This window comes from Pseudomonas sp. E1MeOHC2, assembly GCF_058745025.1.
Genome location: NZ_CP196675.1, coordinates 2,734,868 through 2,756,160, shown reverse-complemented (window position 1 = coordinate 2,756,160; position 21,293 = coordinate 2,734,868). Strand labels below are relative to the sequence as shown.

The window sequence follows — 21,293 nt, the reverse complement described above, 5'->3', positions numbered from 1 at the left end:
GGAGCGGGCTTGTCCCGCGAAGACGTCCGGCCTGACAACATCGTTGTTCTTGCTGACGCATTCGCGGGGCAAGCCCGCTCCCACAGGGGTCTACGGCGTTTATGCCTGCTGGATCAGAAATCCTTGCACAGGCGCAAGGCGTCGTAGATCGCCGCATGCACGTTGCGCTGGGCCACGCAGTCGCCGATGCGGTACAGCAGGTAGCCCTCGCCCGGCTGGCTGAGGATCGGCTGCGGCTTGATGGCGAACAGCGCCTCCACATCGATCTGGCCCTTGTTGCGCGAGCCATCCTTCAGCGCGTAGTACAGCTCTTCGTCAGGGCGCACGCCGTTCTCGATCACCACCTGATCGACCACGCGTTCTTCCTTGGCGCCGGTGTATTCGTTCTCCAGCACCGCCACCAGCTTGTCACCCTCGCGGTAGACCTTTTCCAGCATCATGTCGCCGGTCATGATCACTTCTTTGGGGTACATGCTGCGGTAGTAAGTCGGGAAGGTCGTACCGCCCATGGCCACGCCCGGTTTGATGTCGTCGGTGACGATCTCGACCTGGCTGCCTTTGTCGGCGATGTAGTCCGCCGCCGACATGCCGGTGAATTCGCAGATGGTGTCGTACACCAGCACGTTTTTGCCCGGCGCAACCTTGCCGTCGAGCACGTCCCAGCTGCTGACCACCAGCCCTTCGGCGGCGCCCCAGTGTTCGTTCTGCTCGACGAACGGATGGCCGCCCACCGCCAGCACGATAACGTCCGGGCGCAGGTCCTGAATGGCGTCCACGCTGGCAGCAGTGCCCAGGCGCAGGTCGACTTTCAGGCGCGCCAGTTCCAGTTGGTACCAACGGGTGATACCGGCGATCTGGTCACGCTGCGGTGCCTTGGCGGCGATGGTGATCTGCCCGCCGATCTGGTCTTTCTTCTCGAACAGGGTCACGTCATGGCCGCGCTCGGCAGCCACGCGGGCGGCTTCCATGCCGGCAGGGCCGGCGCCGACCACCACCACCTTGCGCTTGACGCCGGTGGTCTTCTCGATGATGTGCGGCACGCCCATGTATTCACGGGAGGTCGCGGCGTTCTGGATGCACAGCACATCCAGGCCCTGGTACTGGCGGTCGATGCAGTAGTTGGCACCGACGCACTGTTTGATCTGGTCGATCTGGCCCATCTTGATCTTGGCGATCAGGTGCGGGTCGGCCATGTGCGCACGGGTCATGCCGACCATGTCCACATAGCCGCCTTCAAGGATACGCGTCGCCTGGTTCGGGTCCTTGATGTTCTGCGCGTGCAGCACCGGGACCTTGACCACTTCCTTGATGCCGGCCGCCAGGTGCAGGAACGGCTCCGGCGGGTAGCTCATGTTCGGGATGACGTTGGCCAGGGTGTTGTGGGTGTCGCAACCCGAACCCACCACGCCGAAGAAGTCGAGCATGCCGGTCGCGTCGTAGTACGCGGCGATCTGCTTCATGTCCTCGTGGCTCAGGCCATCGGGGTGGAATTCGTCGCCGCAGATACGCATGCCCACGCAGAAGTCGTCGCCGACTTCGGCACGTACCGCCTTGAGCACTTCCATGCCGAACTTCATGCGGCCTTCGAAGGTACCGCCCCATTCGTCAGTACGTTTGTTGACCCGTGGGCTCCAGAACTGGTCGATCATGTGCTGGTGCACGGCTGACAGTTCGACGCCGTCCAGGCCGCCTTCTTTGGCACGACGCGCAGCCTGCGCGTAGTTGCCGATGACCCGCCAGATCTCTTCCACCTCGATGGTCTTGCAGGTGGCGCGGTGCACCGGTTCACGGATGCCCGACGGCGACATCAGGGTCGGCCAGTTGAAGCCGTCCCAGCGCGAGCGACGGCCCATGTGGGTAATCTGGATCATGATCTTGGCGCCATGCTTGTGCATGGCGTCGGCCAGGTTCTGGAAGTGCGGGATGATGCGGTCGGTCGACAGGTTGACCGACGCCCACCACTCTTGCGGGCTGTCGATGGCGACCACGGACGAGCCGCCGCAGATCGCCAGGCCGATGCCGCCCTTGGCCTTCTCTTCGTAGTACTTCACATAGCGGTCGGTAGTCATGCCGCCGTCAGTGGCGTAGACCTCGGCGTGCGCGGTGCTGAGCACGCGGTTGCGGATGGTCAGTTTGCCGATCTGGATCGGCTGGAACATTGCTTCGAATGCCATGACGCTATCTCCGGCTTACAACGGCTTTGTAACGAACAGGCCATCTTCGTGGCCTTCTTCCGACCCGCCGTAGACCTGTTCGGCCACGGTGCGGATCTTGCTGCCGCGGGCAGCGAGAATCTGGTCCATTGCGCCGGCGAACCAGCCGGTGAACATGTAATCGACCTTGCGACCCACCTTGCCGTACACGTACACGAACGCCGAATGCTTGAGCTTGACGCTGCAGGTGCCTTTATCCAGGTCGATGTCCTGGATCTCGAACAGGCCCCAGCCCCGCTGGGACAGGCGCTTCATGTAGTGCTCGAACACCGCCACGCCTTCCAGGCCATGGCATTCGGCTTCCTTCTCGCACCAGTGCCAGGCGGACTTGTAACCGGCCTTGTAGAGGATCTCGGCATAGGCGTCAGCGCCCAGCACTTCTTCGATGCCGATGTGGTTGTTGACGAAGAAATGGCGTGGCACATACAGCATCGGCAAGGCGTCGCTGGTCCAGACACCGGTCTCGCTGTCGACTTCGATTGGCAATTGCGGGGCGATCTTGGCCATGGAAACTCAACTCCATAAAATTTTTTATTGGGATGCCCCGGCGTTGCTGGCAGGGGCTTTCAGGCTTGGAGAGCGGCTTACTCGCCCCAGACATCCTTGAGGACGTTTACCCAGTTCTCGCCCATGATCTTGCGCACCACACGTTCGGAGTGGCCGCGCTTGAGCAAGGTCTCGGTGAGGTTGGGGAACTCGCCAACGGTGCGAATGCCCAGCGGGTTGATGATTTTGCCGAAGTTGGTCAGGCGACGGGCGTAGCCCTTGTCGTGGGTCAGGTATTCGAAGAAGTCCTGGCCGTGGCCCTGGGTGAAGTCGGTGCCGATGCCGATGGCGTCTTCACCGACGATGTTCATGGTGTATTCGATGGCTTCGGCGTAGTCGTCGATGGTCGAATCGATGCCCTTGGCCAGGAACGGCGCAAACATGGTCACGCCGACGAAGCCGCCGTGGTCGGCGATGAACTTGAGCTCTTCATCCGACTTGTTGCGCGGGTGCTCCTTGAGCCCCGACGGCAGGCAGTGGGAGTAGCAGACCGGCTTTTTCGATTCGAGGATGACTTCTTCGGAGGTCTTGGAGCCGACGTGGGACAGGTCGCACATGATGCCGACGCGGTTCATTTCGGCGACGATCTCGCGGCCGAAGCCGGACAGCCCGCCGTCACGCTCGTAGCAGCCGGTGCCGACCAGGTTCTGGGTGTTGTAGCACATCTGCACGATGCCCACGCCCAGCTGCTTGAACACGTCCACGTAAGCAATCTGGTCTTCGAACGCGTGGGCGTTCTGGAAGCCGAACAGGATGCCGGTCTTGCCCAGCTCTTTGGCCTTGCGAATGTCGGCGGTGGTACGCACGGGCATGACCAGGTCGCTGTTGTCGCGAATCAGCTTCTGGCTGGAAGCGATGTTGTCGACCGTGGCCTTGAACCCTTCCCAGACCGACACCGTGCAGTTGGCCGCGGTCAGGCCGCCTTTGCGCATGTCTTCGAACAGCTCGCGGTTCCATTTGGCAATGATCAAACCGTCGATGACGATGCTGTCGGCGTGTAATTCGGCTGGGCTCATCAGGCTGTCCCCTTTTATTGAGTTGGGTCACGCCGAACATTGTGCCGGCGCTTTGGGGCCAGCATATGCCTGTGCCCCGAGGCGCCCCGATGCAAAAACGACAGGGGGTTTGCCGAAAGCGTCAATGCGCGACAACAGGCCCTCTGCGCCGCTGTTTGGCGATGAGAGACAGTCTCGATAACGACATTTTGCAGGCTTTCATGAACATTTCGTCAGGGAGCTACCGCGTTGCCTTCGGCTGAGCGAGAATCCCTGCGATTCGTCAGCCTGTGGAGGAGAAAAGGATGAAATCATTGGCATGGCTGGTACTGCTGGCCGTCGTGTCGGGCGCCCAGGCCGGCGAGGAAGAAAGCACCCCGTGCGACAACGTCGAGACCGACCAGCAGACTTACGCGTGCGCGGCGTTCAACAAGCAGACCGCCGAGCGTGAGCTGAAATCGGCTTACGATGACTTGATGCAGCGTATTCGCGACCAGTATGCCGACGAAACCGACCAGGCCACGGCCTTGGTTGGGCGCATGGAGGCAGCCGAGAAGGTGTGGACGCAGCTGCGCGATGCCGACTGCAAGGTCGAGACCTATGCCGAAAAGCCCGGCAGCAAGGCGTTCGAGGCGGCGTGGGATACCTGCGTGGCACAGCGCAGTGATGACCGCTCGGAATACCTGCAGTCCATCGGCCAGCAGTAAACCTGTACTGGTCTCTTCGCGGGACAAGCCCGCTCCCACACAGATCGCGCGGGCTTTCAAAGTTTGAGCAAGGCAGTTGCGCCCACAGGTGCTACGCATGCCTTGGGACCACACCTATCTGTGGGAGCGGGCTTGTCCCGCGAAGAGGCCAGCACTGACAAACATCAAACCGCCCGGGCCAACCGATCCTCCCGCGGGCAACGCTGGTACCGCGCCCGGTAACAGCGGGTAAAGTACGACGCTGACTCGAACCCACAAGCAACCCCCACCTCCAGCACACTCATGTCGGTTTGGCGCAACAACTGCCGCGCCTTGTCCAACCGCAACCGCAGGTAAAAGCCGCTGGGCGTGTCGTCCAGGTGCAGGCGAAACAGCCGCTCCAACTGCCGCCGCGTCACTTGCACCGCATCGGCCAGCACCTGGGTATTGAGCGGCTGCTCGGTATTGCGCTCCATCTCGCCGATCACTTTCACCAGCTTCTTGTTGCTGATGCCATAGCGGCTGGCGATCTGCATGCGCTGGTGATCCTGTCGCGGGCGGATACGCCCGAGCACGAACTGCTCCGACACCTGCACCGCCAGCTCACTGCCGTGGGCTTGCGCAATCAGGTCGAGCATCAGATCAATCGAGGCGGTGCCGCCCGCGCAGGTGATACGCCGCCGATCGATTTCGAACAGCTCCTGGGTAGCCTGCAAGCCTGGGTAGTTTTCCTTGAACGCTTCCAGCGCTTCCCAGTGCACGGTAGCGCGGTGGCCGTCGAGCAAGCCGGCCTCGGCCAGCACCACCGCGCCGGTATCGATGCCACCGAGTATCACCCCGTCATGATCCAGACGGCGCAACGCCTGCTGCAGTGGCGGCCCATAACAGGCCAACGGCTCGAAACCGGCGACGATCAGCAAAATACCGCTCGCCTCGCCCGCGCCCAACGCCGCATCGGCGTTTACCGACATCCCATTGCTGGCCTGCACCGCGCCGCCATCCAGGCTCAGCACCTGCCAGCAGTACGACGGGCCTTTGAACCGGTTGGCCACGCGCAGTGGTTCCAGCGCACTGATAAAGCCCATGGCCGAGAAGCCTGGCAACAACAGGAAATGAATGATCTGCGGCATTGCTGTGCTCCACAGTGAAGGTGGTCGCCTGGGTGCAAGTGTTGGTCGCCAGGGTGCGATTTTCCACCCCGCCAGCAGCGTAGCGTGTTCACACGGCCCAGAGAGACCGAACCCCATAACAATATGCACTGCCGATGGAGAGCCACCATGCACAGCTTGATCCGCCGCAGCCTGTTGACCCTTGCCGTGAGCAGCATCGCCTCTACCCCGCTTCTAGCCGCCGAGCCCGCCGCCTGCCAGAACGTGCGCCTGGGCGTGGTCAACTGGACTGACGTCATCGCCACCAGCGCCATGGCCCAAGTGTTGCTCGACGGCCTGGGTTACCAGACCAAGCAGACCAGCGCTTCGCAGCAGATCATCTTTGCCGGCATCCGCGACAAGCGCCTGGACATGTTCCTGGGTTACTGGAACCCGATCATGACCCAGACCATCACCCCATTCATCGACGCCAAGCAGGTGAAGGTGCTCGACAAGCCCAGCCTGGAAGATGCCCGCGCCACCCTGGCAGTGCCCACGTACCTGGCTGACAAGGGCCTGAAGACCTTTGCAGATATCCACAAGTTCGAAAAAGAGCTGGGCGGGAAAATTTACGGCATCGAACCTGGCTCGGGGGCCAATACCCAGATCAAGGCGATGATCGCCAAGAACCAGTTCGGCCTGGGCAAGTTCCAGCTGGTCGAGTCCAGCGAGGCCGGCATGCTCGCTGCGGTCGACCGTGCCGTGCGGCGCAAGGAAGCGGTGGTGTTCTTCGGCTGGGCGCCGCACCCGATGAACGTCAACATCGACATGGCCTACCTGGGTGACAGCCAGGATGCCCTCGGCCCTGACGAGGGCCGTGCGACGGTGTGGACGGTGACTGCGCCGGACTACGCCGAACGCTGCCCCAACGCCCACCGCCTGCTGGCCAACCTGAAGTTCAGCGCCGAGGACGAGAGCCGCATGATGCAGCCGCTGCTCGACCACAAGGATGCGCTGGAATCGGCCCGCCAGTGGCTCAAGGACCACCCCGAGGACAAGGCCCGCTGGCTTGAAGGGGTGACTACCTTCGATGGCAAGCCTGCCGCAGACAACCTCAAGCTCACCGCCAACTGACCCGGCCCTTTCGCAGCACAAGGCTGCTCCTACAGGTACAGCGCAAAGCTCAGGGTCACCTTGATCCTGTGGGAGCGGGCTTGCCCGCGAATAGGCCAGCACAGACACCACAAGGAACCGCCATGAACCACGACGTCATCATCACCTGCGCCCTCACCGGCGCCGGCGACACCGCCTCGAAAAGCCACCTGGTCCCGGTCACCCCCAAACAGATCGCCGAAGCCGCCGTCGAAGCCGCCAAAGCCGGCGCCACCGTGGTCCACTGCCACGTCCGCGACCCGCAAACCGGCCGCTTCAGCCGCGACGTGAACCTGTACCGCGAAGTCATGGAACGCATCCGCGAAGCCGACGTGGACATCATCGTCAACCTTACCGCCGGCATGGGCGGCGACCTGGAGATCGGCCCAGGCGAGACCCCCATGGAATTTGGCCCCGGCACCGACCTGATCGGCCCGCTGGAGCGCCTGGCCCATGTCGAAGCCCTGCTGCCAGAAATTTGCACCCTCGACTGCGGCACGCTCAACTTCGGCGACGGCAACTCGATCTACGTCTCTACCCCGGCTCAACTACGCGCCGGCGCCAAGCGCATCACCGAGCTGGGCGTTAAAGCCGAACTGGAAATCTTCGACACCGGCCACCTGTGGTTCGCCAAGCAGATGATCAAGGAAGGCCTGCTCGACGACCCGCTGTTCCAACTGTGCCTGGGCATCCCGTGGGGCGCACCGGCCGACACCACCACCATGAAAGCCATGGTCGACAACTTACCCGCCAACGTCACCTGGGCCGGCTTCGGCATCGGTCGCATGCAGATGCCCATGGCAGCCCAGGCGGTCCTGCTCGGCGGCAACGTACGCGTGGGCCTGGAAGACAACCTGTACCTGGACCGTGGTGTGCTGGCCAGCAATGGCCAACTGGTCGAGCGCGCGGTGGAGATCATCTCGCGCCTCGGCGCCCGCGTACTGACCCCGGCCGAGGGCCGGGAAAAAATGAATCTCAAGCGCCGCTGATCCTTTCAGGAGACCAACATGACCTTCATTACCGAGATCAAGACATTCGCCGCCCTGGGTAGCGGCGTGATCGGCAGCGGCTGGGTCGCCCGTGCCCTCGCCCACGGCCTGGATGTGGTCGCCTGGGACCCGGCGCCCGGCGCCGAGCAGGCTCTGCGCAAACGTATCGCCAACGCCTGGCCGGTACTTGAAAAGCAAGGCCTGGCACCTGGCGCATCACAAGAGCGCCTGAAGTTCGTGACCACCATCGAAGCCTGCGTGCGCGATGCCGACTTCATCCAGGAAAGCGCGCCAGAGCGGCTGGACCTCAAGCTCGACCTGCACGCAAAAATCAGCGCTGCAGCCAAGCCCGACGCCATCATCGGCAGCAGCACTTCAGGGCTGCTGCCCAGCGAGTTCTACGAATCGTCCACCCACCCGGAGCGCTGCGTGGTGGGCCATCCGTTCAACCCGGTGTACCTGCTGCCGCTGGTAGAGATCGTCGGCGGCAATCACACTTCGCCTGAAGCGGTCGAAGCCGCAAAAACCATCTACACAGCACTCGGCATGCGCCCGCTGCATGTGCGCAAAGAGGTCCCCGGCTTCATCGCCGACCGCCTGCTCGAAGCGCTGTGGCGCGAGGCCCTGCACCTGGTCAACGACGGTGTGGCGACCACCGGCGAGATCGACGATGCCATCCGCTTTGGCGCCGGCCTGCGCTGGTCGTTCATGGGCACTTTCCTAACCTACACCCTGGCCGGTGGCGACGCCGGCATGCGCCACTTCATGTCGCAATTCGGCCCAGCCCTGAAACTGCCCTGGACCTACCTGCCGGCACCGGAGCTGACCGACAAACTGATCGACGATGTGGTGAACGGCACCTCGGAGCAACTGGGCGAACGCAGCATCGCCGCGCTGGAGCGCTATCGTGATGACACCCTGCTGGCCGTACTGGAAGCGGTGAAGACCAGCAAAGCCAACCACGGCATGGCCTTTGGCGATTGAGGAGACTGCAATGCCCGCACTGATCACCTATCGCACCCCAGTCCAGGAGGACTGGGTGGACTACAACGGGCATCTGCGCGATGCCTATTACCTGCTGATTTTCAGTTATGCCACGGATGCGCTGATGGAGCGCATCGGCCTGGATGCCGACAGCCGTGGGCAGAGCGGCAACTCGCTGTTCACCCTGGAGGCGCACATCAACTACCTGCATGAAGTGAAGCTGGGCACCGAGGTGTGGGTGCAGACGCAGATCATCGGTTTTGATCGCAAGCGCCTGCATGTCTACCACAGCCTGCACCGGGCGGGGTTCGACGAGGTGCTGGCGGCAAGCGAACAGTTGCTGCTACACGTAGACTTGACCGGGCCAAAAGCTGCTGTGTTTAGAGCGACTAGTGTCGAACGGCTAAAGCAGTTAGCTGAGGAACAGCAAGATCTGCTGAACCCAGTGTATGTTCAACGTGTTATTGGTCTGCGATCCCAGTAGCTGGGTCCGCAGACGCTATTGGGCCCACCGTCAGCTAGCCTAAGAAAGTGCTGATGAAGATTAAGGTTCCCAGTCCCATCGCTGAGAACTGTCTGCTCGGTTACAGCGCGCTAATCTTACATCATCGCCGCCCGCACTTAGGCAATAGTCAATATTCGTCCAATAGGTTCTTAACATATTTTTCCCATCACCTAGGGGGACTTTCTCCCAGTACAGCATCTGCTCTATCGTGGATTCTTTGGGGCATGGATACATCCTCATGCTCATTGAAGTGCTGCCACGCAGGCAGGCATTAGAAGCCCCCCGACTTTCCGCACCATCGTTCACCAGCACATATCTAAGACCAACACGGTAAAACTTCCACTGCCGATCGCTTGCTTCAATATCGACATCGCAAGAAGCGAACGAAACGGTGCCGCTTGCTACCAAATTTAAACACGAAGCTTTTCCTTGCTGGGCACGTTGACTGTTCACCAACATTTTTGGCCGCAGGGGTGGTGGGTAGAGACTTTCAACAATTTCTCTGCGCTCATTGAAACGACGGGCGACATCGTGAAGTTGTGGGTCACCGAGCGGGCGGCCGTTGTAACTAAGGCGGGGGTTGGCAAAGTAAGGTAGCGCGCCGTGCGAGGTCCTCATTTGCGTATGAAAGTTACCCGTAACATCTTTATAGCCGTACGCATACTCAGGCACGTTGGCTGGCTCACTATGACGATGCATGGCACCCAGGTTATGACCCATTTCATGACCCAGCGAACCTGAGCAGTTGATAATGGAATACCCTTGAGTCTGCTTACTAACACTCAGCTGAGCCTGACCGCAATAATTATTGGCGACCACGTACAGGGTAGCCAAGTCAGCGCGATATTTTCCACGCTCAGTGAACACTTGTTGACCAAACCCTTTGGTTGTATTGGAAAATTCACTAAGTTGCACGCTCATGGAGCGGCCTGACTCATTATGATCTGCATCATAGTAAGCAGCGATTTCGAAGGTAATGGGAACCTGACTATTGATCATGTATTGATTGGCATTTTGCAACGCATTGGCGAGGCTCACCCTGTAATTCGGATTCCTTTGGCGCAATTCGTTCGTCGTCACAAGCAGCACCCGAATGATGCTGGAAGCAGACGTCGGCCGCTTGCCGAGCATTTCATCCGCTTGAGCAGTGCCCGCGATTTCAAGCGGCTTTGCGTCAGGCGGCAGCTTAGTTCCATCGACCTTGATCAAGGCCTGCTGCCCCGGGCTGACTGACTCGATTCGGTAGGCTTGCCCCTCGAACCTCAAGTCGCCTACTAACGTGTCACCCTGCCGAGCCAGCGACAGGTAATAGAACGGGTCATTTTCGATTTCCGCAGCGGAAGAGGGATGCGCCTGCTTCCAGGCTGAAGGCTTATACCCCACCCAGCCCTCGATGCCAGGGGTGATGGTGTTGTAATCGCGCAAATGGAACTGTGCTGTCTTGCCATTCGGCAGGGTGACTGCGAGGTCTTGAGTGTTACTGCTGACTACCGTCGGGTCTACCTTCACCAAGGTAATTTCCTGGTTCGCCGGGTCCGCGAGTAACGTGGCCAAGTATCCGGTAGCTGTCTTTTGCAATGTGTTGCGGTCAGGGGTTGGTTCAAGCATGAACAGTTGCGTAACCGCCCTTGAAGTGCTCCTTGAAGTGCCGCTCTCTGGCGGCGTCGATGACGAGCAGGCCGCTAGCAACACGCCCCCTGCAATGGCCAGCCACGTCCTATAGATAATCGCTTTCACATTCCCGCTCCTGTGGAAATCCATCGCCTCTAGCAAAGCAGGTAACGCGCAGACTCGTCACCTGGCAGAAATGTCAGGCAACCGCGTGAAAAACAGCGAACTATGGGCAAAAAATAACCCCGGAAAGCCGTGAGCATCCGGGGCCAAGAGCGAGCAACATCCACTGTGCACGAACGAGGGTGACCAAACCCTCCGTTGCGGTAGATGGCTTGAGTGTGCGCACTTCAGCGCAGGGTGATTTAGCCGTAAACGACCTGTTCTTAGCCAATGCAGCCATGCCAACATTCTGTTGTTGCGGGCATGTCGCGGTCGTCACAGAATCGGTCGTAAATCACAGCAGCACTCTCTTAGCGATAAAAGGGACAACAGCCATGATGCATGCGGATTTGATTGATCAGGACGACCTGGCAGGCCACCTGCGCGCGCGGGGGTTCGAGATTCCGGCCGGGGCCAGTGCCGAACAGGCTTGCGAGGCGGTGGTGCGTGGGCTGACCGAGCCCAATGCGCGGGCGCTGAAGGGGATGGTGGAGCAGATGTATACCGGCAGCGCGACGATCCTGCCGGCAGTGCGCCAGGCGATCGAGAAACAGCTTTTGCCTGCGCTGGCGCAGTTCAGCAAGCGAGCCTGATCGGTTTTCCCTCTACCGGCCTCTTCGCGGGGCAAGCCCGCTCCCACAGGTTATCCGCTGGACATGAGCCAGCGGTGATCCTGTGGGAGCGGGCTTGCCCCGCGAAGGGGCCGGCTCGGTATCAGAGCCTCACGCTGGCAAAGGTCGACTCGTTACGCGCCTGGCTCAGGGCCGCCATCGGCCCGCTGTGCGGCGACAAGGTCATGGCCTGCGGAATCGGCATCATCGCCACCTGCTGCGCGGTATTGGAGCCCACACGCTCGTCACGCGGCGGAATGCCGAAGTACTCGCGGTAGCACTTGGAGAAGTGCGGTGTGGACACAAAGCCGCACACCGACGCCACTTCGATGATCGACATCGGCGTCTGCTTCAGCAGCTGCCGCGCCCGGATCAGGCGCAGCTTGAGGTAATAGCGTGACGGCGAGCAGTGCAGGTACTTCTGGAACAACCGCTCGAGCTGCCGGCGCGACACGGCTACATACACCGCCAGTTCGTCGAGGTCGATCGGCTCTTCCAGGTTGGCCTCCATCAGCGCGACGATTTCTTGCAGCTTCGGCTGGTTGGTGCCGAGCATGTGCTTGAGCGGCACGCGCTGGTGATCCTGCTCGTTGCGAATACGCTCGTAGACAAACATCTCGGAAATCGCCGCCGACAGCTCACGGCCGTGGTCGCGGCTGATCAAGTGCAGCATCATGTCCAGCGGCGCGGTGCCACCGGAGCTGGTGAAGCGGTTGCGGTCGAGGGTGAACAGGCGGGTGCTCATGTTCACCCGCGGGTAAGCCTCTTGCATGGCGGCCAGGCATTCCCAGTGCACGCTGCAATCGAAGCCATCGAGCAGCCCGGCACAGGCCAGCGCCCAACTGCCGGTACACACGGCGCCCAGGCGGCGCGACTGGCGGGCCTGCGCCTGCAGCCAGGTCACGTGTTCACGGGTAACGGTGCGCTGAATGCCGACGCCACCGCAGACAATCACCGTGTCGATTGGCGGGGCGCTGTGCATCGCCGCGTCCGGGGTGATCTGCAGACCATCGCTGGCCCAAACCTGGCCGCCATCAACGGTCAGGGTGTGCCAACGGTACAGCTCGCGGCCAGAAAGCTGGTTGGCCATGCGCAGCGGCTCGACGGCCGATGCCAGGGAAATCAGGGTGAAGTTGTCCAGTAGAAGAAACCCGATGGACTGGGGGGCTGTGCGGTTCTGGGTTGGATTCCCGGAGGTGTACGACGTCATCGCGATTTCTCCTCACACAAATGCAGGGTGTGCCTCAGGCGGACACTGATTTTTTGTTATGGCCCCTTTTTCGTAGGTAGGGGCTTGTTGCCAATCTCAACGCAAACGCCGTGCCTGAAATTGAACGGCTATCCGAAAAAACCTGAAAACGACGCCTTTGTTCGGCAAATCAGGGCCTTCGGAGCGAGCTGGCTGGTCTTCTAGAACCGCCGTGCTAGGCGTGCTACGTGTAACTGGTGAGCACTTTGGTGACACGTGCCTTGTGGGTTGCCCAGAAACGACACTCTTAAGTGTCACCGACAATGCCCACACTCATCACGACATCTGACGGCCGGTCATACACAAACGCCCCATAACGGGGCGTTGTGATGAGAATGCGTGCGCGATTAGCGCATCAGCATTCGATAGCACTGACCGCCAGGCCGCCGCGCGAAGTCTCTTTGTACTTGTCGTGCATGTCGGCGCCGGTATCGCGCATGGTGCGGATTACCTGGTCGAGGGAGATGAAGTGTTCGCCGTCGCCGCGCAGGGCCATCTGCACCGCGTTGATCGCCTTGACCGCGGCAATCGCGTTGCGCTCGATGCACGGCACCTGGACCAGGCCACCGACCGGGTCGCAGGTCAGGCCAAGGTTGTGTTCCAAGGCGATTTCGGCGGCGTTTTCCAGTTGTGGCGGTGTGGCCCCCAACACTTGCGCAAGGCCAGCCGCCGCCATGGCGCAGGCCGAACCGACCTCGCCCTGGCAGCCGACTTCGGCACCGGAAATCGAAGCGTTCTTCTTGCACAAGATGCCGACCGCTGCCGCCGCGAGGAAGAAGTCGGTCACGTTCGACTCGTCCACCACATCACTGAAGCGCATGTAGTAATGCAGCACCGCCGGGATGATGCCCGCAGCGCCGTTGGTGGGCGCGGTGACCATGCGCCCGCCGGCGGCGTTTTCTTCGTTGACCGCCAGGGCGAACAGGTTGACCCACTCCATGGCGCTCATGGTCGAGCCGATCACGTTGGGCTTGCCGATCTCCTGCAAGCTGCGGTGCAACTTGGCGGCGCGGCGCCGGACGTTGAGGCCACCGGGCAGCGTGCCTTCGTATTTAAGGCCATTGGTGACGCACTCCTGCATGGCTTGCCAGAGCTTCTGCAGGCCGGCGTGGATCTCTTCCTCGCTGCGCCAGACCTTCTCGTTGGCCATCATCAATTGCGACACGCTGAGGTCGTTTTGCTTACACAGTTGCAACAGCTCAGCGGCACTGTTGAAGTCGTAGGGCAGCACGGTCTGGTCGGCGTCCAGCACACCGCTGGCGGCCTGCGCGGCATCGACCACAAAACCGCCGCCCACCGAGTAGTAGGTGTCGCGGTGCAGCTCGCCCTGCGCGCCTTCGGCGATCAGGGTCATGGCGTTGGGGTGGTACGGCAGGTTCTCGTCCAGCAGCAGCATGTCGCGGGCCCAGACGAACTCGATGGGCAACCGCCCATCCAGCAACAGCGTGTTGGTTTCGCGCAGGTCTGCGATGCGGGGGACGATCTGGGTCGGGTCGATGGCGTCAGGCCAATCGCCCATCAGGCCCATGATGGTGGCGTTGTCGGTACCGTGGCCGATGCCGGTGGCCGAGAGCGAACCATACAGCCGCACCTCGATCCGTTTTACCTGCTCCAGCTCGCCGCGCTCACGCAGCCCCTGAACGAACAGAGCGCCAGCCCGCATGGGGCCGACGGTGTGGGAGCTGGAAGGCCCGACACCGATCTTGAACAGGTCGAACACGCTGATGGCCATTGTCGAATCACCTCTTGCTGGGCTTGTCTCTGCGCGCCATGCGCAGGGCGGGGCAACTGCTAGGCTGAAGCTGCGAGCCGCCATGAATGCACGCATCATCGGGCTTTTGCCTACCCCTTCGCCGTCTGCAACCGACGTACTTTTGTTCAACTGCGCCGCGCTGTTTTTACCTGAGGAACAGCCAGCCATACGCCGCTTTCCAGCGGTCTGGTGACGCAAAAACGCGGCCGAGGGGGTGGAAAAACCCATATGCGACATCGCCCGTACTGGATACGACCCGTTCCGTACTGGATACGACCCCACCAGTAGGCGATTGCCCGGCGCTGGAGGATTATCAAAAGCGACTCGTATAGCACGGCCACGCAACCTGCCCTCTGCAGGCCTGGTCGACCGGACCTTCAGAAAGCCCGGCGACCCACGCGAACCCGAAGACAAAATCACAGGAGTCCATCCATGAAAGGTTCACCCTCGCTGTTGCTGGTTGCGTTGTTGTCCACCCCGCTGCTGGCCCAGGCCGCCGAGCCTGAGCAGTGCCAGACGGTACGCTTCTCCGATGTTGGCTGGACCGACATCACTGTGACGACAGCAACCACAAGCGTTGTGCTCGAAGCCCTGGGTTACAAGACCCACACCACCATGATCTCGGTACCGGTGACCTACAAGTCGCTGGCAACCGGCAAGGACCTGGACGTGTTTCTCGGCAACTGGATGCCGACCATGGAGAACGACATCAAGCAGTACCGCGACGCCGGCACTGTCGATACCGTGCGCGCCAACCTGGAAAACGCCAAGTACACCCTGGCCGTACCTCAGGCGCTGTACGACAAGGGTCTGAAGGATTTTGCCGACATCCCCAAGTTCAAGCAGGAGCTGGACGGCAAGATCTACGGCATCGAACCGGGTAACGACGGCAACCGCACCATCCAAAGCATGATCGACAAGAACGCCTTCGGCCTGAAGGACGCCGGTTTCAAGATCGTGCAGTCCAGCGAGGCCGGCATGCTGTCGCAGGTCGACCGGGCGCAGAAACGCGGCGAGTCGGTGGTGTTCCTGGGCTGGGAACCGCACCCGATGAATACCCGCTTCAAGATGCAGTACCTGACCGGCGGCGATGACTTCTTCGGCCCCGAATTCGGCAAAGCAACCGTATTGACCAATACCCGCAAGGGCTACGCGCAGGAATGCAGCAACGTTGGCCAACTGCTCAAGAACCTGTCGTTCGAGCTCAAGGATGAAAGCACCATGATGGGCTATGTCCTGGACGACAAGATGAAACCCGAAGCAGCCGCCAAGAAGTGGCTAAAAGACAACCCCGGCAAGCTGGATACCTGGCTGGCCGGCGTTACCACCGTTGATGGCAAACCCGGCCTTGAGGCGGCCAAGGCCAAGCTGGCGCAATAACGAACCACGCAATAGCGCTACCTCGGGGCGGGACCGTGCCCGCCCCGGACTGATTTCAATCTTTGCAGGTGGAAGCTCGCTATCATGCTTATCGATCAGAAAATACCCCTGGGCCAGTACATCGCGTCGTTCGTCGAATGGCTGACCCAGAACGGCGCGAATTACTTCGACGCCATCGCGCAGGGCCTGGAGTTCATGATCCATGGCGTCACCAGTACCCTGACCTGGTTCAACCCGTTCGTCCTCATCGCCCTGTTTGCCGCCCTGGCGCACCTGATCCAGCGCAAGTGGGGGCTGACCGCGTTCGTTGCGCTGTCGTTCCTGCTTATCTTCAACCTGGGTTACTGGCAGGAAACCATGGAAACCCTGGCGCAGGTGACCTTCGCCACCGTGGTCTGCGTGGCCATCGGCGTGCCGCTGGGCATCGTCGCTGCGCATAAACCGATGTTCTATACCGCCATGCGTCCGGTACTCGACCTGATGCAGACGGTGCCAACCTTCGTTTACCTGATCCCGACCCTGACCCTGTTCGGCCTGGGCGTGGTCCCGGGGCTGATCTCGACGGTGGTGTTCGCCATTGCCGCGCCGATCCGCCTCACCTACCTGGGCATTTGCGATGTGCCACAAGAGCTGCTCGACGCCGGCAAGGCCTTTGGCTGCTCGCGCCGTCAACTGCTCACCCGCATCGAACTGCCCCACGCGATGCCGAGCATCGCTGCCGGTGTCACTCAATGCATCATGCTGTCGCTGTCGATGGTGGTGATCGCGGCACTGGTAGGTGCTGACGGCCTGGGCAAACCTGTGGTCAACGCACTGAACACCGCCGATATCTCCCTGGGCTTCGAAGCGGGCCTGGCGATTGTGCTGCTGGCAATCATGCTCGACCGTATCTGCAAGCAACCGGAAGTCACGGTAAGGGGTGAAGCATGAGCATCATTCGTTTCGAAGACGTCGACGTCATCTTCTCCAACAAACCGCGCGAGGCACTCTCGCTGCTCGACCAAGGCAAGACCCGCGAGCAGATCCTCAAGCAGACCGGCCTGGTGGTGGGCGTCGAAAAAGCCAACCTGGATATCGAAAAAGGCGAGATCTGCGTGCTCATGGGCCTGTCCGGTTCGGGCAAGTCGAGCCTGCTGCGCTGCATTAACGGCCTGAACACCGTCAGCCGTGGCAAGCTGTTCGTCGAGCACGAAGGCAAGCACATCGACATCGCCCACTGCACCCCGGCCGAGCTGAAGATGATGCGCACCAAGCGCATCGCCATGGTGTTCCAGAAGTTTGCCCTGATGCCCTGGCTGACCGTGCGCGAGAACATCAGCTTTGGCCTGGAAATGCAGGGCCGCCCGGAGAAAGAGCGGCGCAAGCTGGTGGACGAGAAGCTCGAACTGGTCGGCTTGACCCAGTGGCGCAACAAAAAGCCCGATGAGCTTTCTGGTGGCATGCAGCAGCGTGTGGGCCTGGCCCGGGCGCTGGCGATGGATGCCGACATCCTGCTGATGGACGAGCCGTTCTCAGCGCTCGACCCACTGATCCGCCAAGGCCTGCAGGATGAGCTGCTGGAGCTGCAACGCAAGTTGAGCAAGACCATCGTGTTCGTCAGCCACGACCTGGACGAAGCGCTGAAGCTGGGCAGCCGCATTGCAATCATGAAAGACGGGCGGATCATCCAGTACAGCAAACCGGAAGAGATCGTGCTGAACCCGGCGGACGACTATGTGCGCACCTTCGTGGCCCACACTAACCCGCTGAACGTGCTGTGCGGTCGCAGCCTGATGCGCAGCCTCGACAACTGCAAGCGGGTCAATGGCTCGGTGTGCCTGGACCCGGGTATCGACTCATGGCTGGACATTGGTGAAGGCGGCTCGCTCAAGCGTGCACGCCAAGGCCAGAACGGTCTGGACATGCAGAATTGGGCGCCGGGGCAGAATGTAGAACTGCTGGAGCGCAGGCCGACGGTGGTGCACGCCGATATCGGCATGCGCGAGGCGCTGCAGATTCGTTATCAGACGGGCAACAAGCTGGTGCTGCAGGATAACGACAAGGTGGTGGGGATTCTTGGGGATACCGAGCTTTACCACGCGTTGCTTGGCAAGAACCACGGGTGATGCAACTGGGGCCGCTTTGCGGCCCATTCGCGGGACAAGCCCGCTCCCACAGGTACATGACAAGCCCTGAGCTATGTACTTTTCCCTGTGGGAGCGGGCTTGCCCGCGAAGGGCTGCAAAGCAGCCCCAATCACCGAATCAGCGAACCACGATCCCGCGCGAAGCCATGTAGGCCTTGGCCTCCGGCACCGTGTACTCGCCAAAGTGGAAGATACTGGCCGCCAGCACCGCGCTGGCATGCCCTTCCAGAATGCCGTCAGCCAGGTGCTGCAGATTACCCACACCCCCCGACGCAATCACCGGAATGCCCAGCGCATCGCTGATGGCCCGAGTAACCCCCAGGTCAAAACCGTTCTTCATGCCGTCCTGGTCCATGCTGGTCAGCAGGATCTCACCGGCACCCAGGCCTTCCATCTTCTTCGCCCACTCAACGGCATCCAACCCGGTCGGCTTGCGCCCGCCATGGGTGAAAATCTCCCAGCGCGGTTCTTCACCCGGCGCGGAAACCTTCTTGGCATCGATGGCGACGACGATGCACTGCGAACCAAAACGGTCTGCCGCCTCGCCCACGAACTCCGGGTTGAACACCGCAGCCGTGTTGATCGATACCTTGTCGGCACCGGCGTTGAGCAGGTTGCGGATGTCCTGCACGGTGCGCACGCCACCGCCCACGGTCAGCGGGATGAACACCTGGCTGGCCATGCGCTCGACGGTATGCAGCGTGGTGTCGCGGCCATCGACGCTGGCGGTGATGTCGAGGAAGGTGATTTCGTCAGCACCTTGCTCGTTGTAGCGACGGGCAATCTCTACCGGGTCGCCGGCATCACGGATGTTCTCGAACTTGACGCCCTTGACCACCCGGCCGTTGTCCACGTCCAGGCAAGGGATGATGCGCTTGGCCAGTGCCATGGTTCAGTCCTCAGCCTTGGTAGTTGTCGCAGAAGGCCTGAGCCTCGGCAACATCGAGGGTGCCTTCGTAGATGGCACGGCCGGTGATGGCGCCGATGATGCCGGGGGCCTTGGCGTCCAGCAGGGCCTTGATGTCGCCCAGGTTGTGGATGCCGCCCGAGGCGATCACCGGAATGCGCGTGGCTTCGGCCAGGGCCTTGGTGAAGGGCACGTTGCAGCCCTGCATCATGCCGTCCTTGGCGATGTCGGTGTAGACGATCGCCGAGACGCCATCGGCCTCGAAGCGCTTGGCCAGGTCGATGACCTGAACAGTGCTGACTTCAGCCCAACCATCGGTGGCAACGAAGCCGTCCTTGGCGTCCAGGCCGACGATGACCTTGCCCGGGAACGCCTTGCAGGCCTCGGCGACAAACTCCGGCTGCTTGACCGCCTTGGTGCCGATGATCACGTAGCTGACGCCAGCCTTGACGTAGTGTTCGATGGTTTCCAGCGAGCGGATACCGCCGCCGATCTGGATCGGCAGGGTTGGGTAGCGCTTGGCGATGGCGGTAACCACTTCACCGTTGACCGGCTGGCCTTCGAAGGCGCCGTTGAGGTCAACCAGGTGCAGGCGGCGGCAGCCACCTTCGACCCATTTGGCGGCCATGCTCACCGGGTCGTCGGAAAATACCGTGGAGTCTTCCATGCGGCCCTGGCGCAGGCGCACGCAAGCACCGTCCTTCAGATCGATAGCGGGGATAATCAGCATCTTGGGAACCTGTCTATTTGTTGGGTTTCAGGGCTTCTCGAGTGCCCACAGGTCGCTCTCGATGCTCTCGAACCGCTCCTTGAGGTGCAGCTGAACATCGGCAATCGCCCTGTTGTAGTAATGGGGTGCAATCTCTTTGCTGAACAGGTCGAGGACCTCGGCCACTTCAAACGACCCCAGCTGCAGCTCGAAACGGTCTTCGAGAAAGCGCTTGAGCGTGTCGAGCGCTTCGCGCTCCTGCTCGGCGGCCAGGGTGATGACCGGGGCCTTGGTCTTCGATTTGCTCATTTACCAGCGCCCGTCCCAGGCAACGAAGTTCTGCAGCAGTTGCAGGCCATGGGTATGGCTTTTCTCCGGGTGGAACTGCACGGCGAAGCGCGAGCCGTCGGCCAGCGCGGCAGCAAAGTCGACGCCATAGTGGCCGCGACCGACCACCTGGGCCGGCTTGCCGGCATCGATGTAGTAGCTGTGCACAAAATAGAAGCGCGCGCGGTCAGGGATGTCGTGCCACAGCGGATGCTGGTTGGCCTGGCTGACTTCGTTCCAGCCCATGTGCGGCACCTTCAGGTGCTCGCCATCCTCTTGCAGGCCCTTGCCGAAGAAACGCACCTGGCCGGGGAACAGGCCAATACAGTCGACGCCGTTGTTCTCTTCACTGTGCTCGAGCAGCGCTTGCATGCCGACACAAATGCCGAGAAACGGGCGGTCCTGGCTAACCTCACGCACCAGGCTGTCGAAGCCCAGGCGACGGATTTCAGCCATGCAGTCGCGAATCGCACCCACGCCTGGGAACACCACGCGATCAGCCTCGCGGATCACCGCGGCGTCGCTGGTGACCAGCACCTTGCCGGCGCCGACATGCTCAAGTGCCTTGGCCACCGAGTGCAGATTGCCCATGCCATAGTCGATTACGGCTACCGTCTGCATTTACAGGCATCCCTTGGTGGAAGGCATCTGCCCAGCCATGCGCTCGTCCAGGGTAATGGCCATGCGCAGCGCGCGGCCGAACGCCTTGAAAACGGTTTCGATCTGGTGGTGGGTGTTGTGGCCACGCAGGTTGTCGATGTGCAGGCTCACCAGGGCGTGGTTGACGAAGCCCTGGAAGAATTCCTGGAACAGGTCGACATCGAAGCCACCGACCGTGGCGCGGGTGAACGGCACGTGCATCTGCAGGCCTGGGCGGCCCGAGAAGTCGATGACCACGCGCGACAGCGCTTCGTCCAGCGGCACATAGGCATGGCCGTAGCGGAAGATGCCTTTCTTGTCGCCGATCGCCTGGGCGAATGCTTGGCCCAGGGTGATACCGACGTCTTCGACGGTATGGTGATCGTCGATGTGCAGGTCACCCTTGCACTCGATGTCCAGATCGATCAGCCCATGCCGGGCGATCTGGTCGAGCATGTGTTCAAGGAAAGGCACACCGATATCAAATCGGGCCTTGCCGCTGCCATCTAGGTTGATCGAGCACTTGACCTGGGTTTCCAGGGTATTGCGCTCGACGGAAGCCTTACGTTCGACCATCACCAGCTCCGCAAAATCATTGGGCGAAAAGGGCTCCATTATAGGCCCAGATCGCGCCAGCTTGAAACGCGGATGACATATGGCAG

The 21,293-nt window shown here is 61.3% G+C and carries 21 protein-coding genes; 9 read left to right on the top strand and 12 right to left on the bottom strand.

The genetic code is table 11. The features are described 5' to 3' along the window. Positions 1–113: 113 nt before the first annotated feature. From dgcA to ACSSU5_RS12285, 3 genes are all read right to left on the bottom strand, one after another. A complete protein-coding gene (gene dgcA / locus ACSSU5_RS12295) occupies positions 114–2,174 on the bottom strand; it encodes a dimethylglycine demethylation protein DgcA (protein WP_264310652.1) in 2,061 nt (686 codons plus the stop codon). A 15-nt stretch (positions 2,175–2,189) separates the two neighbouring features. Beyond that, positions 2,190–2,720: a DUF5943 domain-containing protein gene (locus tag ACSSU5_RS12290; RefSeq protein ID WP_027594293.1), complete on the bottom strand. Its 531-nt coding sequence runs from the start codon at positions 2,718–2,720 to the stop codon at positions 2,190–2,192. Positions 2,721–2,797: 77 nt separating this feature from the next. Further along, entirely contained in the window at positions 2,798–3,775 is a 978-nt protein-coding gene (locus ACSSU5_RS12285; RefSeq protein ID WP_003255700.1) for a dipeptidase, read from the bottom strand. A 284-nt stretch (positions 3,776–4,059) separates the two neighbouring features. Between ACSSU5_RS12285 and ACSSU5_RS12280 the strand changes: the two genes are divergently transcribed. Next, complete coding sequence (locus ACSSU5_RS12280) at positions 4,060–4,461, top strand: lysozyme inhibitor LprI family protein (RefSeq protein ID WP_264310653.1); 402 nt, start codon at positions 4,060–4,062, stop codon at positions 4,459–4,461. A 164-nt stretch (positions 4,462–4,625) separates the two neighbouring features. On the opposite strand, the gene ACSSU5_RS12275 is transcribed toward ACSSU5_RS12280, so the two are convergent. Beyond that, entirely contained in the window at positions 4,626–5,570 is a 945-nt protein-coding gene (locus ACSSU5_RS12275; protein ID WP_264310654.1) for a GlxA family transcriptional regulator, read from the bottom strand. A 147-nt stretch (positions 5,571–5,717) separates the two neighbouring features. Here ACSSU5_RS12275 and choX point away from each other — a divergent pair, with 147 nt between their 5' ends. From choX to ACSSU5_RS12255, 4 genes are all read left to right on the top strand, one after another. Further along, positions 5,718–6,662, top strand: a complete 945-nt coding sequence (gene choX / locus ACSSU5_RS12270) for a choline ABC transporter substrate-binding protein (RefSeq protein WP_264310655.1) — start codon at positions 5,718–5,720, stop codon at positions 6,660–6,662. A gap of 122 nt (positions 6,663–6,784) precedes the next feature. Beyond that, positions 6,785–7,669, top strand: a complete 885-nt coding sequence (gene cdhC, locus ACSSU5_RS12265; RefSeq protein WP_492561241.1) for a 3-dehydrocarnitine:acetyl-CoA trimethylamine transferase CdhC — start codon at positions 6,785–6,787, stop codon at positions 7,667–7,669. 18 nt (positions 7,670–7,687) lie between these two features. Next, the gene (locus tag ACSSU5_RS12260) at positions 7,688–8,653 is read left to right on the top strand and encodes an L-carnitine dehydrogenase (RefSeq protein ID WP_492561240.1); all 966 of its coding nucleotides are present in this window, start codon (positions 7,688–7,690) and stop codon (positions 8,651–8,653) included. A 10-nt stretch (positions 8,654–8,663) separates the two neighbouring features. Continuing rightward, positions 8,664–9,137, top strand: a complete 474-nt coding sequence (locus ACSSU5_RS12255) for a thioesterase family protein (protein WP_492561239.1) — start codon at positions 8,664–8,666, stop codon at positions 9,135–9,137. 60 nt (positions 9,138–9,197) lie between these two features. On the opposite strand, the gene ACSSU5_RS12250 is transcribed toward ACSSU5_RS12255, so the two are convergent. Beyond that, positions 9,198–10,895, bottom strand: coding sequence for a zinc-dependent metalloprotease family protein (locus tag ACSSU5_RS12250; protein ID WP_492561238.1), 1,698 nt, complete (start codon positions 10,893–10,895; stop codon positions 9,198–9,200). A gap of 371 nt (positions 10,896–11,266) precedes the next feature. Here ACSSU5_RS12250 and ACSSU5_RS12245 point away from each other — a divergent pair, with 371 nt between their 5' ends. Then, positions 11,267–11,524: a hypothetical protein gene (locus ACSSU5_RS12245; RefSeq protein WP_264310659.1), complete on the top strand. Its 258-nt coding sequence runs from the start codon at positions 11,267–11,269 to the stop codon at positions 11,522–11,524. A 121-nt stretch (positions 11,525–11,645) separates the two neighbouring features. Here the strand turns inward: ACSSU5_RS12245 and gbdR are convergent, their stop codons facing one another. Together gbdR and ACSSU5_RS12235 are read right to left on the bottom strand one after the other, a co-directional pair. Beyond that, positions 11,646–12,752: a choline metabolism transcriptional regulator GbdR gene (gbdR, locus tag ACSSU5_RS12240; RefSeq protein WP_043203982.1), complete on the bottom strand. Its 1,107-nt coding sequence runs from the start codon at positions 12,750–12,752 to the stop codon at positions 11,646–11,648. Between the two features lie 394 nt (positions 12,753–13,146). Then, positions 13,147–14,523, bottom strand: coding sequence for an L-serine ammonia-lyase (locus ACSSU5_RS12235; RefSeq protein WP_264310660.1), 1,377 nt, complete (start codon positions 14,521–14,523; stop codon positions 13,147–13,149). 453 nt (positions 14,524–14,976) lie between these two features. Here ACSSU5_RS12235 and ACSSU5_RS12230 point away from each other — a divergent pair, with 453 nt between their 5' ends. The 3 genes from ACSSU5_RS12230 (at position 14,977) to choV (ending at position 18,029) form a co-directional block, all read left to right on the top strand. Further along, positions 14,977–15,924 (top strand): choline ABC transporter substrate-binding protein, encoded by a 948-nt coding sequence (locus ACSSU5_RS12230; RefSeq protein WP_264310661.1) that lies wholly within the window; start codon positions 14,977–14,979, stop codon positions 15,922–15,924. Between the two features lie 81 nt (positions 15,925–16,005). Then, the gene (choW, locus tag ACSSU5_RS12225; protein WP_264313988.1) at positions 16,006–16,854 is read left to right on the top strand and encodes a choline ABC transporter permease subunit; all 849 of its coding nucleotides are present in this window, start codon (positions 16,006–16,008) and stop codon (positions 16,852–16,854) included. Beyond that, entirely contained in the window at positions 16,851–18,029 is a 1,179-nt protein-coding gene (choV, locus tag ACSSU5_RS12220; RefSeq protein WP_027594275.1) for a choline ABC transporter ATP-binding protein, read from the top strand. The genes choW and choV overlap by 4 nt, the downstream gene beginning before the upstream one ends. 138 nt (positions 18,030–18,167) lie before the next feature. On the opposite strand, the gene hisF is transcribed toward choV, so the two are convergent. Genes hisF through hisB form a run of 5 tightly spaced genes read right to left on the bottom strand, consistent with a single transcriptional unit; the run spans position 18,168 to position 21,207 of the window. After that, a complete protein-coding gene (gene hisF / locus ACSSU5_RS12215; RefSeq protein WP_264310662.1) occupies positions 18,168–18,938 on the bottom strand; it encodes an imidazole glycerol phosphate synthase subunit HisF in 771 nt (256 codons plus the stop codon). Positions 18,939–18,948: 10 nt separating this feature from the next. Then, on the bottom strand, positions 18,949–19,686 hold the full coding sequence (gene hisA / locus ACSSU5_RS12210; RefSeq protein ID WP_016484508.1) for a 1-(5-phosphoribosyl)-5-[(5-phosphoribosylamino)methylideneamino]imidazole-4-carboxamide isomerase: 738 nt from the start codon (positions 19,684–19,686) through the stop codon (positions 18,949–18,951). A 27-nt stretch (positions 19,687–19,713) separates the two neighbouring features. Continuing rightward, positions 19,714–19,974: a DUF2164 domain-containing protein gene (locus ACSSU5_RS12205; protein ID WP_264310663.1), complete on the bottom strand. Its 261-nt coding sequence runs from the start codon at positions 19,972–19,974 to the stop codon at positions 19,714–19,716. Then, positions 19,975–20,613: an imidazole glycerol phosphate synthase subunit HisH gene (hisH, locus tag ACSSU5_RS12200; RefSeq protein ID WP_264310664.1), complete on the bottom strand. Its 639-nt coding sequence runs from the start codon at positions 20,611–20,613 to the stop codon at positions 19,975–19,977. Further along, positions 20,614–21,207 carry an imidazoleglycerol-phosphate dehydratase HisB gene (gene hisB, locus ACSSU5_RS12195; RefSeq protein WP_264310665.1) on the bottom strand — a complete coding sequence of 198 codons (594 nt, stop codon included), beginning with the start codon at positions 21,205–21,207 and terminating at the stop codon, positions 20,614–20,616. Between the last annotated feature and the right edge of the window lie 86 nt (positions 21,208–21,293).

Excerpts from the sequence above, each read along its gene's own strand:
- ACSSU5_RS12280 (WP_264310653.1), top strand. The coding sequence starts at position 4,060 with ATGAAATCATTGGCATGGCTGGTACTGCTGGCCGTCGTGTCGGGCGCC.
- ACSSU5_RS12255 (WP_492561239.1), top strand. The coding sequence starts at position 8,664 with ATGCCCGCACTGATCACCTATCGCACCCCAGTCCAGGAGGACTGGGTG.
- hisF (WP_264310662.1), bottom strand. The coding sequence starts at position 18,938 with ATGGCACTGGCCAAGCGCATCATCCCTTGCCTGGACGTGGACAACGGC.
- dgcA (WP_264310652.1), bottom strand. The coding sequence starts at position 2,174 with ATGGCATTCGAAGCAATGTTCCAGCCGATCCAGATCGGCAAACTGACC.
- ACSSU5_RS12260 (WP_492561240.1), top strand. The coding sequence starts at position 7,688 with ATGACCTTCATTACCGAGATCAAGACATTCGCCGCCCTGGGTAGCGGC.
- ACSSU5_RS12290 (WP_027594293.1), bottom strand. The coding sequence starts at position 2,720 with ATGGCCAAGATCGCCCCGCAATTGCCAATCGAAGTCGACAGCGAGACC.
- ACSSU5_RS12230 (WP_264310661.1), top strand. The coding sequence starts at position 14,977 with ATGAAAGGTTCACCCTCGCTGTTGCTGGTTGCGTTGTTGTCCACCCCG.
- choX (WP_264310655.1), top strand. The coding sequence starts at position 5,718 with ATGCACAGCTTGATCCGCCGCAGCCTGTTGACCCTTGCCGTGAGCAGC.
- ACSSU5_RS12205 (WP_264310663.1), bottom strand. The coding sequence starts at position 19,974 with ATGAGCAAATCGAAGACCAAGGCCCCGGTCATCACCCTGGCCGCCGAG.
- ACSSU5_RS12245 (WP_264310659.1), top strand. The coding sequence starts at position 11,267 with ATGATGCATGCGGATTTGATTGATCAGGACGACCTGGCAGGCCACCTG.
- gbdR (WP_043203982.1), bottom strand. The coding sequence starts at position 12,752 with ATGACGTCGTACACCTCCGGGAATCCAACCCAGAACCGCACAGCCCCC.
- hisA (WP_016484508.1), bottom strand. The coding sequence starts at position 19,686 with ATGCTGATTATCCCCGCTATCGATCTGAAGGACGGTGCTTGCGTGCGC.
- cdhC (WP_492561241.1), top strand. The coding sequence starts at position 6,785 with ATGAACCACGACGTCATCATCACCTGCGCCCTCACCGGCGCCGGCGAC.
- choV (WP_027594275.1), top strand. The coding sequence starts at position 16,851 with ATGAGCATCATTCGTTTCGAAGACGTCGACGTCATCTTCTCCAACAAA.
- ACSSU5_RS12235 (WP_264310660.1), bottom strand. The coding sequence starts at position 14,523 with ATGGCCATCAGCGTGTTCGACCTGTTCAAGATCGGTGTCGGGCCTTCC.
- hisH (WP_264310664.1), bottom strand. The coding sequence starts at position 20,613 with ATGCAGACGGTAGCCGTAATCGACTATGGCATGGGCAATCTGCACTCG.
- ACSSU5_RS12275 (WP_264310654.1), bottom strand. The coding sequence starts at position 5,570 with ATGCCGCAGATCATTCATTTCCTGTTGTTGCCAGGCTTCTCGGCCATG.
- ACSSU5_RS12285 (WP_003255700.1), bottom strand. The coding sequence starts at position 3,775 with ATGAGCCCAGCCGAATTACACGCCGACAGCATCGTCATCGACGGTTTG.
- hisB (WP_264310665.1), bottom strand. The coding sequence starts at position 21,207 with ATGGTCGAACGTAAGGCTTCCGTCGAGCGCAATACCCTGGAAACCCAG.